The sequence below is a fragment of the Pedobacter sp. FW305-3-2-15-E-R2A2 genome (assembly GCF_038446955.1).
Taxonomy (GTDB): domain Bacteria; phylum Bacteroidota; class Bacteroidia; order Sphingobacteriales; family Sphingobacteriaceae; genus Pedobacter.
Genome location: NZ_CP151803.1, coordinates 223,411 through 239,604, shown reverse-complemented (window position 1 = coordinate 239,604; position 16,194 = coordinate 223,411). Strand labels below are relative to the sequence as shown.

The window sequence follows — 16,194 nt, the reverse complement described above, 5'->3', positions numbered from 1 at the left end:
AGCTATAGAATTAAAACCTTATATGCAAGCACAATAAAAAAAATTATATCATAAAAAAAGCCGCCTTACTTACGTAAGGCGGCTTTTAAACTAAATACTATTTCAGACTAGTAAAGTGTGAATTCTACTCTTCTGTTTTTCTGACGACCAGCAGCAGTTTTGTTGGTAGCAATAGGTTGGTTTGGACCGTAACCTGTAGCTTCGATACGTGAAGCATTTGCACCTTGAGAAACTAAATAAGCTTTAACCGACTCAGCTCTTTCTTTCGATAAACGTAAGTTTAAAGCCATTGAGCCTGTATTATCTGTATGACCAGCTAATTTCAAGCTAAAGTTTTTCTCTACTAATAAAGCAGCAACACGATTTAAAGTAGTATAAGATTTAGAGCGGATAGTTGCTTTACCTAAATCAAATTCTAAGTTTCTGATTGCCTCATCCACTACCTTACGGTCAGCTTCAGTGATGATTACTTTTTCCTGGATAACCGGAGCCGGAACTTTTAAAGGACAACCTGCACCATCAACAACTGTTCCTGAAGGAGTACCTGGACATTTATCCAATTTATCAGCAACACCGTCACCGTCAGTATCTTTCAATAAGTCGTTCATTTCAGATCTCAATCTTGCGTTTTCAGCTTTCTGAGCATCTAAGTCACCTTTTAAAGCGTTAGCAGTTTGTTTTGCCTGTAATGCTTCATCATAAGTTAAAGCTACAGGGTTATGCCATGCCAATTGTTTTCCTTTTCCTAAAGCAAACTCTAAACCTCCATAAGCGTATGAATATCTATCGTTTGTTGCACGGTAGAACCCATCAAGGTTATCACCATCAACAAAGTTTACAGTCCATCCTAAATCCAAATTGATCTTTTCAGATAATTTAACTTTAGCACCTAAACCTACAGGAATGATCAATTCGCTGATTGTTTTATCACCAGCATAATTTGTTAATGCACCACCACCAGTTGCAGTTTTAACTTTGTAACCAGCTAAACCAGCACCAGCTGAAGCATACAATTGCAAAGCGCTGGTTTTATTGAACATGTCGATATTGAACATGTTAACTACAGCATTTAAACTTCCTGAATAGCTAAGGTCAGTTTCGAAAGCACTTACAGGGCTTACGTTAGTTGCACCACTTTTCCATTTTTCAGTGTTATCAGCTTTTAATTTACCTCTTACTCCGTCTAAACGTAAAGAGAAATATGGTGTAAATTGTTTTTTGATGTAAAGACCATAACCTAAGCTTGATTTGTTGTTAGAGAAATCGTTTTTACCACCAAGAGGAGATGTAGGAGTTAAAACCCCGGCATTAACACCAAATGACCATGTAGTCAGCTGATTTGAATTTGTACCTGCTTGATCCTGAGCCTGAACAGAACCCCCAATTAAGAGCGCAGCTAAAGCCACAGGCAGGGTTTTAAATAAATTTTGTTTCATAAAATAAGTATTAAATAATTGTTACAATGTTTAATCATATAATTCATTTCAATACTTAGGCCAATATTTAAAACTACTTTAAACGACTGTTATTTGAGATTAAGTGTGCAGAATTCTATACAGGCTACCAGCCTACTGACTCATCGTCACCACGGGGATCAGCACCCCCCTGATAATAACCCCATTTGGTTTTAAGGATACCATCAACTCTCCCGATCGGGCCTCTGGGTGTAAGAATATAGCCTCTGGACTTCAATTTCGAGATATTCAGACTATCCAGTGCTCCCTCTTCAAGATAAACTTCGTCCGGTAACCATTGGTGATGGAAGCGTTTTGAGGTCACAGCCTGTTGCATATTCTGGTCAAACTCAGTGACATTCAATATGGTCTGAAAAACAGACGTTATTATCGTAGAACCTCCGGGAGTGCCTACAACCATAAATAATTTACCCTCCTTTTCAATAATTGTCGGCGTCATAGAGCTCAACATTCTTTTTCCCGGAGCAATGGCATTCGCCTCTCCACCCACCAGACCATACATATTAGGTGAACCTGGCTTAACAGAGAAGTCGTCCATTTCGTTATTCAAAAGAAATCCGGCTCCTTTCACCACCACGGTAGCTCCATAAGAGCCATTCAGCGTCGTCGTAACCGAAACTGCATTTCCTGCTTTATCTACGATGGAGAAATGAGTTGTTTCTTCATGTTCCTTTCCTTTGACTTCCCCCGCTTTAACGGCTGCGCTCGCTGTTGCCTTTGCCCAGTTAAAAGTGCTCATTCTACTTTTAACATACTCATCTTCCATTAATTCCTTTCCCGGAACCGCATAAAAATCCGGATCCCCCAGGTGTGTAGCTCGATCAGCATAAACCCTGCGTTCTGCTTCCACCATCACCTGCACCGTAGAGTCGGCATTATACCCCCATTTTTTCAAAGGATAAGGTGCCACAGATTTCAGCAACTGAATTAAGGCAATTCCTCCACTTGAAGGAGGGGGCATAGTAATGATCTTATATCCTTTATACGTTCCTGTAATGGCCTTGCGCCATACGGCCTGGTAGTTCTTCAAATCCTGAGCAGTAATGATCCCGCCACCGCGTTTCATTTCCAGCAACAGACTGTCCGCCACAGCACCTTCATAAAATCCGGCACGGCCTTTATCACGAATCTGTTCCAGCGTGTTTGCCAGCTCATTCTGTAGTAACAAATCGCCTTTTACCCACTGACTTTTTTTGATCAGTGCAGTACCAAGCGGATTAAAAGCGATCAATTTATCCTGCAAACTATTAAATTCGGCGGCTTGCCGTTCGGTAATGGCAAATCCCTTTCTGGCCAGCAAAATTGCAGGCTCAATCAAGTCTGCCCATTTCAACTTTCCATATTTTTCGTGGGCCGCTACCATTCCGGCAACAGAACCCGGAACACCTGAAGCCAGCTGTCCATACAAACTTTTATCAACGATTGGTTGTCCTGCCGAATCAAGGTACATGTTTCTGGAGGCCGCAGCTCCGGCCTTTTCTCTAAAATCAAGCGTATTCGTTTCTCCCGATGCAGAGCGGTAAACCATAAAGCCACCACCACCAATATTTCCGGCGTTGGGATAGACCACTGCTAAAGCAAACTGGACAGCGACCGCCGCATCCACTGCATTCCCACCTTTCTTTAAAATATCAATACCTACTTTTGAAGCCAGCGGACTTGCCGAAACGACCATTCCGTTGCGGTACTCTTCACTATTCTTTTTCCCAATCTGTCCACCTGCACATCCGGAAACCAAAGCTCCGGACAAGAGGACAAAGCCCATTACCCATGAAAAAACCTTATCCTTTATATCCTTCTGCATCAGCATAAATTTGTTCTATAGTAGCGGCATTTTTTTCTAAGATCACTTTTCGTTTCAAACTGAGCTTCGGTGTTAATTCGCCATCAACAATGCTCCATTCTTTCGATAATAAGGCAATGCGTTTCACCTGCTCCCATTTTCCGAAATCTTTAACACTGTAAGCAACGATCTCATCGTATTTTTTTATGACCAGCGGGTTTTTGATCATCAACTCATTGGTGGTATATGGAATACCTTTCTTTCCACACCAACCTTTCAGTGCTTCAAAAGTAGGGACAATTAATGCCGCAGGAAATTTCCTGTTTTCACCAAGTACCATCACCTGCTCTACCAATGGCGATTCCTTTAATTTATTTTCCAGCATTTGTGGAGCGACGTACTTTCCACCAGCGGTTTTGAAGATTTCTTTTTTCCTGTCAGTAATTTTTAAAAACTGTCCTTCCACAAGTTCACCGATATCACCGGTATGGAACCAACCCTCCGCGTCAATTGCTTCGGCGGTCAGGTCGGGCCGGTTATAATAGCCTTTCATGATGTTATGCCCGCGTGCTAAAACCTCGCCATCGGGAGCAATTTTAACCTCTACCCCTTCAATAGCAGGACCTACGGTTCCGAATCTGGTCTGACCAAAATAGTTGACAGTAATTACAGGAGAGGTCTCAGTTAAGCCATAGCCTTCCATTACCGGCATTCCTGCAGCGTAGAAGATCTTAGCCAAACGGGGATTTAAAGCGGCCCCGCCAGATACGATCACGACGATCTCACCTCCCATTGCGGCCTGCCATTTTGAAAATACCAGCTTCCGCGCAATTCCTAATTTAAAATTATAAAAGGCCCCGTTGTTAAAATCGTATTTCTCGGCTACAGAAAGGGCCCAGAAAAAGATTCCTTTTTTTACTCCGGTCAGTGCTTTTCCTTTTTCTATGATTTTATCGTATACTTTTTCGAGCAGGCGGGGAACAGTAGAAAAACCGTTGGGCTTCACAAACTGAATATCGGCAACAATTGTTTCCGTACTTTCTGCGTAATAAACAGATGCCCCCTTATACATGTGGAGATAAACGATCATCCGCTCAAAGATGTGCGAAAGCGGAAGAAAGCTCAGCGCCTTATGTAAGCCAGGAGGAACAAGAATAGACGAGTGTTCAAAATTTTTCACCAGGTTATTATGGGTCAGCATCACTCCTTTCGGTGTTCCTGTAGTTCCGGAAGTATAAATCAGGGTCAAAATATCATCTGGTGTCACTTCTTTCCTATAGGCATCAAGATCAACAGAGGCATTTTCTTTCCCGGCTTTCAGCAGCTCTTCCCAGGAAGCCACTCCCTCGATAGGATTAAAAGAATAAATCTTAATGGAAGAATTCAATTCATCACAAACAGGCTTTACCTTTTTATAAATCTCTTCATCAGCCACGAAGATCACGGTAATCTCTGCATTCTCCAGAATAAACTTAATGTCGTGCTCAGCAAGCGTTGGATATAAAGGAACCTGATACGCACCCAATTGTATAATTGCAAAATCGGAGATATTCCACTCCGGCCGGTTATGGGACATCACAGCGATCCTTGAACCTTTTCCTACACCAAGATCAACCAATCCCCGGCTCAATGCATCAACCGATTCAATGATATCTTTGGTGCTGTATTTCTTCCATTCCCCCTTTATCTTACCACTTATAAACTCCTCTTTTGGAAAATTCTCTAAATTGTATTGAAGTAAATCGAATACTCGTGTGATCGTTACCGCCATAACCGTTATTTTATAATTTGTACCTGGTGTTTCCCAAATCTAATAAATTAAATTCTCTATCAAAACCAATTTAAATATTGGTATGTTTTCTTTCTGTAATAATTAATTCGGAGAGATCCGCTGCAATCGAAAGCTAAAAAACAAGGAAAGGACAAAGAAGCTGGCGAGGTCGAAACGGGTTCGGATGAAGCCCGGATAGAACAGGGATCAAACAGGGATAGAACACGGATAGAACAGGGACAAAATGCGTGTTTCATTCCTGTTCTATCCGGGCTTGATATGACTTACATCACTGCTTATTCCGAACCTGTCTTTAGCCGTTTTCCGACATTAAAGAAAATACTCCAGCCCTTTTTCAACGGATTTAAAATCGGCTGTTAAGCCTGTCAAAAAAGCAAAACGCGTATTCTTTTAGATTTAACGGCACAATAGTTGATAAGGTAGAAATCATCAATAAAAAATTAATAAAACACAGATTATGAAAAAATTACTTACTATTATTTGTTTAGCCGTGATTGCGACGTTTGCTTTCCATTCAGAGTCAAGCGCACAAAGTTACAAGAATGCCATTGGTGGTCGTTTCGGCGCTGCAAATGGGGTTACTTTCAAAACAACACTTGGTGGAAACAAGATGGTAGATATCATTGCCAACTTTAGATCAAACAGCAACTACAACTATTTCCGCGTAACTGGTTTATATGAAATCTATAACCCAATCAGCAATGCAGCAGGATTAAACTGGTATTATGGTGTGGGTGGTACAGTAGGATCGGTTAAATACAAACCAAAAGATCAAAGTGACCTTTATTTAGGTGTTGACGGTGTTTTAGGTTTGGATTACAAATTTGCAGATGCGCCAATCAATATTTCCTTAGACTGGAAACCAACGATCGGTCTTGTTCCTGATACAGATTTTGACGCTTCAGGTGTTGGACTGTCTTTACGTTTTACCTTCTAGGTTAACAAAACACCTAAAAAAAGCGGGGTTAGAAAAAGCATGTTGTCATGTGCTTTTTTCTAACCCCGCTTCTTTTAACTGAGCTGAAGATTATATTCCCATCCAGCCTTTACGTACCAATACCTGTGATTCCGGAGCATTGTTCTGAATCTCCCCTACCAGCTTGATATTCGGACTAGCTTTCAATGTAATTTTGATGTCTTTTTCAATCCCGTCTCTTTTCACTTTTACCGTTACCACATCACCAGGTTTTTTGCTGGTAATTACCGGCATGCGCTCTAGTGCGGCTTCCACACCAACTCCATCTACACTGATCACTTCGTCATTGACATTTAGGCCATCCACCCATGCAGCTGAGTTTCTCGATATTGCAGAGATGATGATTCTGCCTTCTGTCTTTTTAGAAGCCACACCAATATAAGGAATATTGTTTCCTTCATTTTGATTTTTGATCGTGATTCCGGCATATCCAAAATATTTATCATATTCTACAGGATGCGTTCCGTTTACATATTTTGTCCAAAAATCAGTAAAGCTTTTGCCACTGATCTTCTCTACCATCGCTTTAAATTCAGCATCAGTATATCCTCTTTTCAACGTTTTACCCTGAAGATACATGGCTTTCATCACATCATCCAGGCTTTTTGTTCCTTTAGTGGCCTGAGCAATCTCCAGGTCCATTAACAAACCTACTACTTCGCCTTTGCTATAATAAGAAACACCTGTGTTGTTTGAATTTTCATTCGGTCTGTATCCTTTAATCCAGGCATCATAACTGGATTCTGCTGCCGACTGTACTTTAGCTCCCGGAGTATTAGATACATTGGCCACCGCCGTAACCAGTCCATCCACAAAGGTTTTAGGATCTACAAAACCTGCACGTAGTACCAATTTGTTCTCATAGTAAGAAGTAAATCCTTCTGCCACCCATAAATTGGTGGTATAGTTTTCATTGTCGTAATCGAATGGACCTAAAGCAATCGGACGCATTCTTTTCACATTCCATAAATGGAAATACTCATGGGCAACCAGATTCAGGAATCCAAGATACCCCTCCGGTGTCTGGTATGCATTTCTGGAAGCACCTAAAACCGTAGAGTTTAAATGCTCTAAACCACCACCACCTCTTTCAAAATTATGAACGATGAAAGTATAGTGTTTATTAGGGTTCTCGCCATAGATGGCCGTTGCCTGTTCGATCACCTTAGCCATATCTACTTTCAGGCGCTCTTTATCATAATTGCCGCCACCATACATGGCAACTTCATGTTTTACACCTGAAGCCATAAAATCAAATACTTCCTGATTTCCTACTTCAATAGGACTGTCAAACAGCACATCAAAGTCTGAGGCCGTATAAGTAAAAGGCTGTCCTGCTACCGGCTCCAGACCTGTAGAGACTTTACTCCATCCTTTATAAGGAATTATTTTCACTGTACTTGGCAATTTCAATAATCCATCAGGATACATGAATATACCGGTGCTGGATAAAAAGGCATGTGATTCATCTATGAACGGGGTCCGTACAGAAACTTCAAAACCATACACCCTATATTTAATTTTTATTGCATTGGATTTAGCAGAATATACCCTCCATGCGTTTTTCTTAACTTTTTCAAATTTTACAGGTTTACCTCCCGCAGTGGCACTAAAGTCCTCTACGCTTTTTGCAAACTCACGGACCAGGTAAGAACCGGGGGCCCATACCGGCATCTTTACATCTACGTAATCTTTAGCCAATCCGGAAATCGTCATTTCCATTTCCACATAATGTGCCTGAGGTTCTTTAAAGCTCACCTCGAATCCTACTTTTACCTGCGATCTGGCTGTCATACCTACTGATAGTAATATTACTAGTCCTACAATTGATTTTTTCATTCTTTAATCTTATTATTTTATTGTACCCATCCTTCTCTCCTAATCAAGCCCTTCCTCAATTAAACCCTGTTTTTTAGTATCATAATTGTTATATTAAACCAATTAAACCAGGCTAAACTTTTATCGTTCTTTTAAGTCATAGGTTAAAGAAGGCGCTAATTTACTTTTTACGGGCGATAAACAAATGTATAATTTATCTCTTTTCGTCGTCCTTAAAAAGAATATTAGGCTGTAACATACTTAATACAAGCTATTACAGGCCGTATATTTAAATATTTTTGCACGTTAACTTATCCTATTCACCACATATGAAACTAAGATACATCATCTATGCCCTGATCGCTCTGGGCATTGCCTATTTAGTCTATTACCGCATTTCTGCCAATAAAAAAATTGCCGATGAGGGTGCCGGAATGGGTAAAGGAAAAGGTGGCCCCGGAAAGGGACTACAGGTGAATGGGATCGTTGTCAAAACAGGTGATTTCAACAATGACCTGGAAGTTACCGGAACGCTGGAAGCGAATGAATCCGTAGAACTTCACAGTGAAGTTTCCGGTTTGGTAACCAGCATCAACTTCAAAGAAGGTTCTAATGTGACAAAAGGCAGCCTGTTGGTGAAAATCAACGATCGTGATATTCAGGCGCAGCTGCAAGATGCTTTAACGAAACAAAGGCTTTCGGCAACCAATGAGAGCCGCTCCAAACAATTACTGGAAAAAGGCGCCATCAGTCAGGAAGAATATGATACCTCCCTTGCCAATCTGCAATCCCTGAAAGCACAGACCCAACTGATCCGTGCACAGCTGGCAAAGACCTCAATTTTCGCTCCCTTTAGCGGCAAGATTGGTTTACGATCTATCTCTGAAGGTGTTTATTTAACCCCGGCAGCGATTATTGCCAACCTCTCCAGCATCAATCCATTAAAAATCAGCTTTTCTGTTCCGGAGAAATATGTCGGACAAATCAAGACAGGCTCTGAAGTCTTCTTTACGACTGATGGTTATACCAAATCATTTACGGGCAAGGTGTTTGCCATCGAGCCCGGGATCAATACCCAAACCAGAACACTGCAAATCAAAGCACTCGTTCCAAATCCGAATCAAGAACTCCTTCCGGGATCTTTTGCCAAGATCAAACTTGCCCTCAGCACTTCAAAAGATGCGATCCTGATTCCAAATGAAGCTATTATTCCGGTATTAAAAGGGAAGACGGTGTTTATCAGCAAGAATGGCAAGGCCCAACAAATTGAAGTAGAAGCAGGAACACGGACTGCTGAAAATATTGTCATCACTTCCGGATTAAAAGTAGGTGATACCGTATTGACTACCGGTGCAATGGCTTTAAAACAGGATGCCCCTGTGAAAGTAACTGTGGTTAAAAATTAAGTTTCCTTTATGAGCATTTCAACCACCAGTATAAAAAGGCCGGTTCTGGCCATCGTGATGAACCTGATGATCCTTCTTTTTGGTGTCATCGGTTATAATTTCCTGGGCGTCCGGGAATACCCGAACATTGACCCTACTGTCGTTTCTGTGAGGACCTCTTATCCGGGTGCAAACTCAGACATTATAGAATCACAGATTACAGAACCCCTGGAAAAGTCCATTAACGGAATTGACGGGATCAGGAACATTTCCTCTTCCAGCAACCAGGGAAGCAGTAACATCACCATAGAATTTAACCTGAACAAGAACATTGATGATGCGGCAAACGACGTGCGCGACAAGGTCTCTCAGGCAGCAAGAAGCCTACCCAAAGACATCGACGGAAATCCGGTAGTCAGCAAGGCCGATGCCAACTCCGACGCGGTAATCACCATGACCATTCAAAGCGATAAACGCAATGTGATGGAACTGAGTGATTATGCAGAAAATGTGATTGCCGACCGCCTGCAAACCATCACCGGAGTGAGTAGTGTGCAGATTCAGGGCCAAAGAAAATATGCCATGCGCATCCGGATTTCTCCGGATAAACTGGCTGCCTACGGACTGACTTCCCAGGATATTGTTACCGCACTTAACAACGAAAACGTAGAGTTGCCATCGGGAAAAATCACTGGTGCAAATACGGAGCTCATTGTAAAAACACTGGGAAAACTGACCAACGAAGAAGAATTCAATAACCTGATCCTGAAGAACGATACCGATAATGTAGTCCGCCTGAAAGATGTAGGTTACGCAGTACTTGGTTCAGAAAATGAAGAAACCATTTTAAGGGAATCAGGAAAACCCATGGTAGCCGTTGGTCTTGTCCCTCAGCCGGGAGCAAATTACCTGGACATCTCCAGAGAGTTTGACAAAAGATTTGAGCAATTACAGAAAGATATTCCAAAAGACATCAAGCTGAACATCTCTTTAGATAATACGAAGTTCATTAAGATGTCGGTTACAGAAGTTGCGGAGACCATCATTCTGTCCCTGATCCTGGTGATCCTCATTATTTACCTGTTTTTCAGGGATTGGGCAATTGCCATCAGGCCTTTGCTGGATATTCCGGTTTCACTGATCTTTACTTTCTTTATCATGTACATTTTTGGATTCTCCATCAATGTATTGTCCTTACTCGCTATTGTTCTGGCCACCGGACTGGTGGTGGATGATGGGATTGTGGTGACCGAAAACATCTTTAAAAAGGTGGAAGAAGGTTACTCTCCTTTTGAGGCCGCGATCAAAGGATCCAATGAAATATTTTTTGCGGTGATCTCGATTTCCGTTACCCTTGCGGCGGTGTTTTTACCGGTTATCTTTCTCGAAGGATTTGTCGGGCGGCTCTTCCGGGAGTTCGGGATTGTAATTGGTGCAGCCGTGCTCATCTCGGCCTTTGTATCTTTAACTTTAACGCCGATGCTGAATGCCTACCTCATGAAAAAGACCGGGCATAAAAAATCGAATTTCTATAACCTTACGGAACCTTATTTTGTGAAGCTGAACGACAGCTACTCGGATAACCTGAATAAGTTCCTCAACAAAAAATGGCTGTCCATTCCCATCATTGTGGTCTGTGTGGCAATGATTGCTCTATTCTGGAAGATCTTACCAAAAGAAACGGCTCCTTATGATGACCGCAGTGCGATCAATCTGAGGGTGACCACACCAGAAGGCTCTTCCTTTGCCTATACGGATCGTTTCATGCTGAAAATCCAGCAGATGATTACCGATTCTATTCCAGAAACAAAGGTCAACATTACCATCACTTCTCCGGGATTTGGCGGATCGGGATCTACCAACAGTGGTTTTATCAGAATGGGCCTATCTGATCCGGGCGACCGTGGCCGTACACAGGATGAGATTGCTGCCAGGCTCACCAGAATCACCAGAAGGTATACGGAAGGAAAAGTCGTAGTCACCCAGCAACCGACCATTTCTGTGGGTCGCAGAGGGGGCTTGCCGGTCAATTACATTATCCAGGCACAGAACTTTGATAAGCTGAGGGAAAAAGTACCCTTGTTTATGGATGAGGTGTCCAAAGACCCTACGTTTACCACTTCAGATGTGGACCTTAAATTTAACAAGCCAGAGATTGATTTAACGATCGACAGAGATAAGGCGAAAAATCTGGGCGTCTCCGTTTCGGATATCGGGATGGCCCTTCAGCTGGGCTTAAGTGGCCAGCGCTTCTCTTATTTCTTTATGAATGGCAAGCAATACCAGGTGATCGGACAATTCGAGATGAATGACCGGAAAGATCCTTTAGACCTGAGTTCAGTTTATGTACGGAATAATAAAAATGAGCTCATTCAGGTAGACAATATGGTAACGGCGAGAGAAAAAAGCAGTCCGCCGCAATTGTACCGGAACAACCGTTTCATTTCGGCAACGGTTTCCGCAGGTCTGGCTCCGGGTAAAAGCATCGGTGAAGGTATCGAAGCGATGGACCGGATTTCCGCTAAAATACTGGATGAGTCCTTTTCTACAGATCTCGGTGGCGAATCCAGGGATTTCCAGGAAAGTTCTTCCAATACCATGTTCGCATTCGGCCTTGCCTTATTGCTGGTCTATTTAATCCTTTCGGCACAATTTGAGAGTTTTGTAGATCCTGTGATCATCATTCTGACGGTACCAATGGCCGTTGCTGGAGCCTTTTTATCGCTCTGGTTGTTTGGTCAGAGCTGGAATATCTTCAGCCAGATCGGAACGATCATGCTGATCGGACTGGTGACCAAAAACGGGATTCTGATTGTGGAATTTGCCAATCAGCTGAAAGAAACCGGAAAGAGCGTTCACGATGCCATCAGGGAAGCTTCGGTTTCCAGGCTCAGACCCATTCTGATGACCAGTCTGGCCATTGCCATCGGTGCATTGCCGATTGCCATGGCTTTAGGTGCCGCAGCAAAGAGCAGGATGGGAATGGGAATCGTGATCGTTGGGGGAACCATGTTCGCCCTGATCTTAACGCTATTTGTGATCCCCGCCATTTATTCTTACTGGTCTAAAGAGCACAAAGCAAATACAGAATTAGAACTTTCACTGAAAGCGGCCTTAGCGGAAGAAAGCTTAGCAAAAAAAGCACATTAACCCATGATCCAGTTTCAACTCTATAAGACCATGAAAACCAGGAAACTTCTATTTGCCACCGTGCTGCTGTTATTGGCTGGCAGGACAGGTTTTGCACAGCAAAAGCTGAGTCTGGAAGAAGCCATCAGCACCGCGTTAAAGAACAATTACGACATCAGGCTCGTGAATAATGAGGTACAGATTGCGAAAAACAACATCAATCCCGGAAACGCAGGGATGCTACCTAAACTTACCGCAGATTACAGCAGAGGAGGGAGTAATCAGAATACCGTACAAACTCAGGCTTCAGGAACAGAACGAAGAACAGATGGAGCAAGAAGCACTAACCAAAGCTATGGGGCATCTTTAGGATGGACCATATTTGATGGTCTCCAGATGTTTGCCAATTACGACCGGCTTAAAGAATTACAAAAGCTGGGAGAGGTGAATGCAAAAGAGACAGTCATTGCCACAGTTGCCGATGTGATCAATGGCTATTATGCTTTAGTCAGGCAACAACAACTGGTGATGGCTACAGATACCGCACTCGACATTTCAAGGATGCGTTTAACCATTGCCAAAAACAAGCTGGAGATCGGAAGAGGTTCCAAACTGGATGTTCTTTCTGCTACCGTAGATTATAATGCAGATACCTCTCTTTATTTGCAGCAAAAGAATGTACTCAGGACGAATATGGTGACCTTAAACCAGGTGATGGCAAGGGACCTGAATCTGGTTTTTGAAGTGGACCAAAACATGAAAATAGAACAGGATTTAAATTATACAGAATTGTCTGGTCTGGCTCAACAACTCAGTCCGGCTTTACAAGCGGCCTTCATCAATAAAAAAATTGCAGAACTTAACCTGAAACAGGTAAAAGGACAGCGTTATCCGACAGTGGGTCTCAACAGTGGTTATGAATTCTCTAACAGCACGAGCCCTACGGGCTTTAATACGCAGTTCAGAGCCAGGGGTTTTACTTATGGAGTAACAGCAAGTCTCAACCTGTTTAACGGCTTCCTGCAGCGTCAGAATGAACGTAACGCAAAGGTACAGATCAATACCACCGAGTTGAACCTGGAAAAAGCCAGACAGGACATCAACGCCCAGCTGCTTTCGGCTTATCAGAATTACCTGACCAACCTGGACCTGCTGAAGGTAGAGCAGACCAATGTGAACATTGCAAAACAAAATCTGGACATTACGCTTGAAAAATACCGGCTGGGCAGCATCTCTCCGCTGGAGCTCAGAGAGGCACAAAGAAACTCCATTACGGCCATCACCCGGTTTCTGGATGCCCAGTATCAGGCAAAACTTACTGAAATCAGCTTAAAAGAAATCAGTGGCACATTAAATATTCAATAAGATTGTTATTTTTAGCAAATGATTTTAGTAGCAGACAGCGGGTCCTCTAAAACTGACTGGATGGGTTACAGCCCGGAAGAGACCATCAGTTTTAGCACACAGGGTATTAACCCTTATTTCTTGAATGCGCATGATATTTTTAAGCTTTTTTCGAAGAAGAAAGAAATCGCGGCTTATGCGGATAAAGTGAAGGAAATTTATTTCTTTGGTGCAGGCTGTTCTTCTCCGGATAAAGTGGAAGTCATCTCGAATGGCATTTCTTCTTTTTTTACCCAGGCTTACGTCTCGGTAGAGCATGATTTAATTGGCTCAGCTTACGCCACCTGCGGCGATCAGAAAGGCTTAACCTGCATCCTGGGAACAGGTTCAAACATCTCTTATTACGATGGCAAAAACGTTCATAGTGGCGCTCATGGTTTAGGATATGTTTTAGGAGATGAAGGCTCAGGCACCTTCTTTGGCCGGAAGCTCATCACCAGCTACCTATACGGAAATATGCCAGTCGAATTAAGTGTAAAATTTGCACAAGACTACCAGATCGATAAGGAAACTGTAGTCACCAATCTCTATCAGAAATCATCACCCAATACCTATCTTGCTTCCATCAGCCGTTTCATGGCAGAACATACAGACCATCCTTTTATTCTTAACATCTTACGGGAAGGTTTTCAGGAATTCGTAGACACCAACATTAAAGACTATGCAAACTATAAAAGTCTGGATTGTCATTTCGTAGGCTCTATTGCTTACTATTACCGGGATGTATTGAGAGAAGTCTGTTTAAGCAACCAGGTCAAAGTAGGTAAGATTTATCAGAAGCCTATTGAAGGAATTTACAATTACATCCTAAGAAAAGAGGGAATTACAGTTTAATCAGCAAGCGGAGCATGTCCTGATGTTGAATCCCGTTTTCAAAAATGGCTTCCTTATAATTCAGTAAGAAGAAGTCTTTATCAATCCTTTCTGCCCGGAATCCTGCACGCTGATAAAAGGCCAGCTGATAGCCAAAGGTTCCGGTTCCTACTTCCACACTTTCCCCTCCGAGGTTTTTCACTACTTCCAAGAGGTGCTGAAGCAGTGCAGTGCCAATACCCTGATTTTGATACCCGGGCATTACCGCAATATTTTTAAGTTCGTACTTTGCTATTCCTATGGGTTGCAGGATATAACCGCCAACCGTTTCTTCCTTAATTTTAGCAATATAAACCAGTGAATCCGGAAGGTATCCCAGGATACTTTTTTCTGCCGGATCTGCCAGCAGGAACAAGTCCATCGGCACATGGCCATTTATTTTTGTAATCTTCATGAGTTTACAAAAGTATCGTTATACGCTTTGAGTTTCAAACTCAGGAATTCCTACCCGCTTGTTCATTTCCCTTCTCACCATCAGTGCGATCAGTTCCAGCTTCTTGCGGTCTTCCTCTTTGAATACCCTTGGTTTCTTGTCCACGATACAAACCACACCTACCCTAAACCCTTCATTGGTGGTAATCGCAGCAGCAGCATAAAAGCGCAATCCGGATTCTCCGGCAATCAGGGGATTAGAGATGAGGCAAGGGTTCTGAATGAGGTCTTCAAAAACCGTTACGCTTTCATTTAAGATCGCAAGAGAACATAAGCTCACCTCCCGGTCTACTTCCAGTCCTATGTGCCCGCTCTGATCTGCCTTGGTCCACACTTTATCGCGGTCCACGAAGTTAATCATCGCAATAGGGGTATTCATCATTGTTGCCGTAAGGGCCGCCAGCTGATCGAATATAGGTTCGGTTTTAGTATATAAGACCTTATACTTTTTCAGGTTTTCCAATCTCGCATCTTCATCCGTCGGAATCAGGATACTTCCTATGTTTGTTTCCAATTTATTAAAATCTAGTCATGTGTACTTTAACAATTACCATACCTATTGGGAGGTCTTATCTATTTGGCACACAGGAAGAATTGGATCTTAAATATAAAGAGGAACGAATAAGGCATACCGAAGTTCTTTCGCATTTTTCTCTTCTGAAAATGGAACAAAATGCGATCATCTAACCTAAAAATCAATGCAGGATCAATAATACCCAATAATTGAATATGGGCAATTTTTTCTCACTTTGATGATTAATCAGCCTATTTAACTACGCTACATCCATTATATCCTCTATATTATCCCATTCCCTTGTAAAGGCGCCCTCACACCCAAAACAGCTATAGAACTGAATATCAGTTAAAAGTAAACAAAAACATCGATTTTCTTAAAAAAACAATTCCAGGCCCTACCTCTCGACTTTTTCCGAACTGCTAAACACCCATTCATTTTTAGCCGTTTTAAGATAGCTGACTTTATAATTCTCATTTGGAGGCAGCGTAAAATGAAAAACAAGATTTTTTTCATTGGGATCTTTTGGCAGGAATCCGGGAAGCAGGGTATCCGCCACCATTTTAATATGAGCTTCAGTATGCATAATTCATTTTTAATGCAAAGGTAAAAG

12 protein-coding genes are annotated in these 16,194 nt (G+C 42.3%); 5 read left to right on the top strand and 7 right to left on the bottom strand.

Annotated features, from left to right (window positions below; genetic code table 11):
* Nucleotides 1-107: 107 nt before the first annotated feature.
* The 3 genes from AAFF35_RS00870 to AAFF35_RS00860 form a co-directional block, all read right to left on the bottom strand.
* The gene (locus AAFF35_RS00870; protein WP_342330452.1) at nucleotides 108-1,436 is read right to left on the bottom strand and encodes a DUF6089 family protein; all 1,329 of its coding nucleotides are present in this window, start codon (nucleotides 1,434-1,436) and stop codon (nucleotides 108-110) included.
* Nucleotides 1,437-1,560: 124 nt separating this feature from the next.
* Complete coding sequence (gene ggt, locus AAFF35_RS00865) at nucleotides 1,561-3,279, bottom strand: gamma-glutamyltransferase (protein WP_342330451.1); 1,719 nt, start codon at nucleotides 3,277-3,279, stop codon at nucleotides 1,561-1,563.
* Nucleotides 3,257-5,029, bottom strand: a complete 1,773-nt coding sequence (locus AAFF35_RS00860; RefSeq protein ID WP_342330450.1) for a long-chain fatty acid--CoA ligase — start codon at nucleotides 5,027-5,029, stop codon at nucleotides 3,257-3,259. Before AAFF35_RS00860 ends, ggt begins: the two co-directional genes overlap by 23 nt.
* A gap of 478 nt (nucleotides 5,030-5,507) precedes the next feature.
* On the opposite strand from AAFF35_RS00860, the gene AAFF35_RS00855 reads away from it, so the two are divergent.
* Nucleotides 5,508-5,987, top strand: coding sequence for a hypothetical protein (locus AAFF35_RS00855; protein ID WP_342330449.1), 480 nt, complete (start codon nucleotides 5,508-5,510; stop codon nucleotides 5,985-5,987).
* Between the two features lie 90 nt (nucleotides 5,988-6,077).
* On the opposite strand, the gene AAFF35_RS00850 is transcribed toward AAFF35_RS00855, so the two are convergent.
* On the bottom strand, nucleotides 6,078-7,865 hold the full coding sequence (locus AAFF35_RS00850; RefSeq protein WP_342330448.1) for a PDZ domain-containing protein: 1,788 nt from the start codon (nucleotides 7,863-7,865) through the stop codon (nucleotides 6,078-6,080).
* A 308-nt stretch (nucleotides 7,866-8,173) separates the two neighbouring features.
* Here AAFF35_RS00850 and AAFF35_RS00845 point away from each other — a divergent pair, with 308 nt between their 5' ends.
* From AAFF35_RS00845 to AAFF35_RS00830, 4 genes are read left to right on the top strand one after another with little or no spacing between them, the layout of a single operon-like run.
* A complete protein-coding gene (locus AAFF35_RS00845) occupies nucleotides 8,174-9,250 on the top strand; it encodes an efflux RND transporter periplasmic adaptor subunit (RefSeq protein ID WP_342330447.1) in 1,077 nt (358 codons plus the stop codon).
* 9 nt (nucleotides 9,251-9,259) lie between these two features.
* On the top strand, nucleotides 9,260-12,379 hold the full coding sequence (locus AAFF35_RS00840) for an efflux RND transporter permease subunit (protein WP_342330446.1): 3,120 nt from the start codon (nucleotides 9,260-9,262) through the stop codon (nucleotides 12,377-12,379).
* Nucleotides 12,380-12,409: 30 nt separating this feature from the next.
* Nucleotides 12,410-13,723, top strand: a complete 1,314-nt coding sequence (locus tag AAFF35_RS00835; RefSeq protein WP_342330445.1) for a TolC family protein — start codon at nucleotides 12,410-12,412, stop codon at nucleotides 13,721-13,723.
* An 18-nt stretch (nucleotides 13,724-13,741) separates the two neighbouring features.
* A complete protein-coding gene (locus AAFF35_RS00830) occupies nucleotides 13,742-14,596 on the top strand; it encodes an N-acetylglucosamine kinase (protein ID WP_342330444.1) in 855 nt (284 codons plus the stop codon).
* On the opposite strand, the gene AAFF35_RS00825 is transcribed toward AAFF35_RS00830, so the two are convergent.
* From AAFF35_RS00825 to AAFF35_RS00815, 3 genes are all read right to left on the bottom strand, one after another.
* Nucleotides 14,586-15,029 carry a GNAT family N-acetyltransferase gene (locus AAFF35_RS00825; protein ID WP_342330443.1) on the bottom strand — a complete coding sequence of 148 codons (444 nt, stop codon included), beginning with the start codon at nucleotides 15,027-15,029 and terminating at the stop codon, nucleotides 14,586-14,588. The genes AAFF35_RS00830 and AAFF35_RS00825 overlap by 11 nt on opposite strands.
* Before the next feature lie 18 nt (nucleotides 15,030-15,047).
* Entirely contained in the window at nucleotides 15,048-15,581 is a 534-nt protein-coding gene (locus AAFF35_RS00820; protein WP_342330442.1) for a GAF domain-containing protein, read from the bottom strand.
* 397 nt (nucleotides 15,582-15,978) lie between these two features.
* Nucleotides 15,979-16,167, bottom strand: a complete 189-nt coding sequence (locus tag AAFF35_RS00815) for a hypothetical protein (RefSeq protein ID WP_342330441.1) — start codon at nucleotides 16,165-16,167, stop codon at nucleotides 15,979-15,981.
* Nucleotides 16,168-16,194 lie beyond the last annotated feature (27 nt).

Bases quoted from the DNA above. Each gene is read 5' to 3' on its own strand.
- AAFF35_RS00870 (WP_342330452.1), bottom strand. From the start codon at position 1,436: ATGAAACAAAATTTATTTAAAACCCTGCCTGTGGCTTTAGCTGCGCTC.
- ggt (WP_342330451.1), bottom strand. From the start codon at position 3,279: ATGCAGAAGGATATAAAGGATAAGGTTTTTTCATGGGTAATGGGCTTT.
- AAFF35_RS00860 (WP_342330450.1), bottom strand. From the start codon at position 5,029: ATGGCGGTAACGATCACACGAGTATTCGATTTACTTCAATACAATTTA.
- AAFF35_RS00855 (WP_342330449.1), top strand. From the start codon at position 5,508: ATGAAAAAATTACTTACTATTATTTGTTTAGCCGTGATTGCGACGTTT.
- AAFF35_RS00850 (WP_342330448.1), bottom strand. From the start codon at position 7,865: ATGAAAAAATCAATTGTAGGACTAGTAATATTACTATCAGTAGGTATG.
- AAFF35_RS00845 (WP_342330447.1), top strand. From the start codon at position 8,174: ATGAAACTAAGATACATCATCTATGCCCTGATCGCTCTGGGCATTGCC.
- AAFF35_RS00840 (WP_342330446.1), top strand. From the start codon at position 9,260: ATGAGCATTTCAACCACCAGTATAAAAAGGCCGGTTCTGGCCATCGTG.
- AAFF35_RS00835 (WP_342330445.1), top strand. From the start codon at position 12,410: ATGAAAACCAGGAAACTTCTATTTGCCACCGTGCTGCTGTTATTGGCT.
- AAFF35_RS00830 (WP_342330444.1), top strand. From the start codon at position 13,742: ATGATTTTAGTAGCAGACAGCGGGTCCTCTAAAACTGACTGGATGGGT.
- AAFF35_RS00825 (WP_342330443.1), bottom strand. From the start codon at position 15,029: ATGAAGATTACAAAAATAAATGGCCATGTGCCGATGGACTTGTTCCTG.
- AAFF35_RS00815 (WP_342330441.1), bottom strand. From the start codon at position 16,167: ATGCATACTGAAGCTCATATTAAAATGGTGGCGGATACCCTGCTTCCC.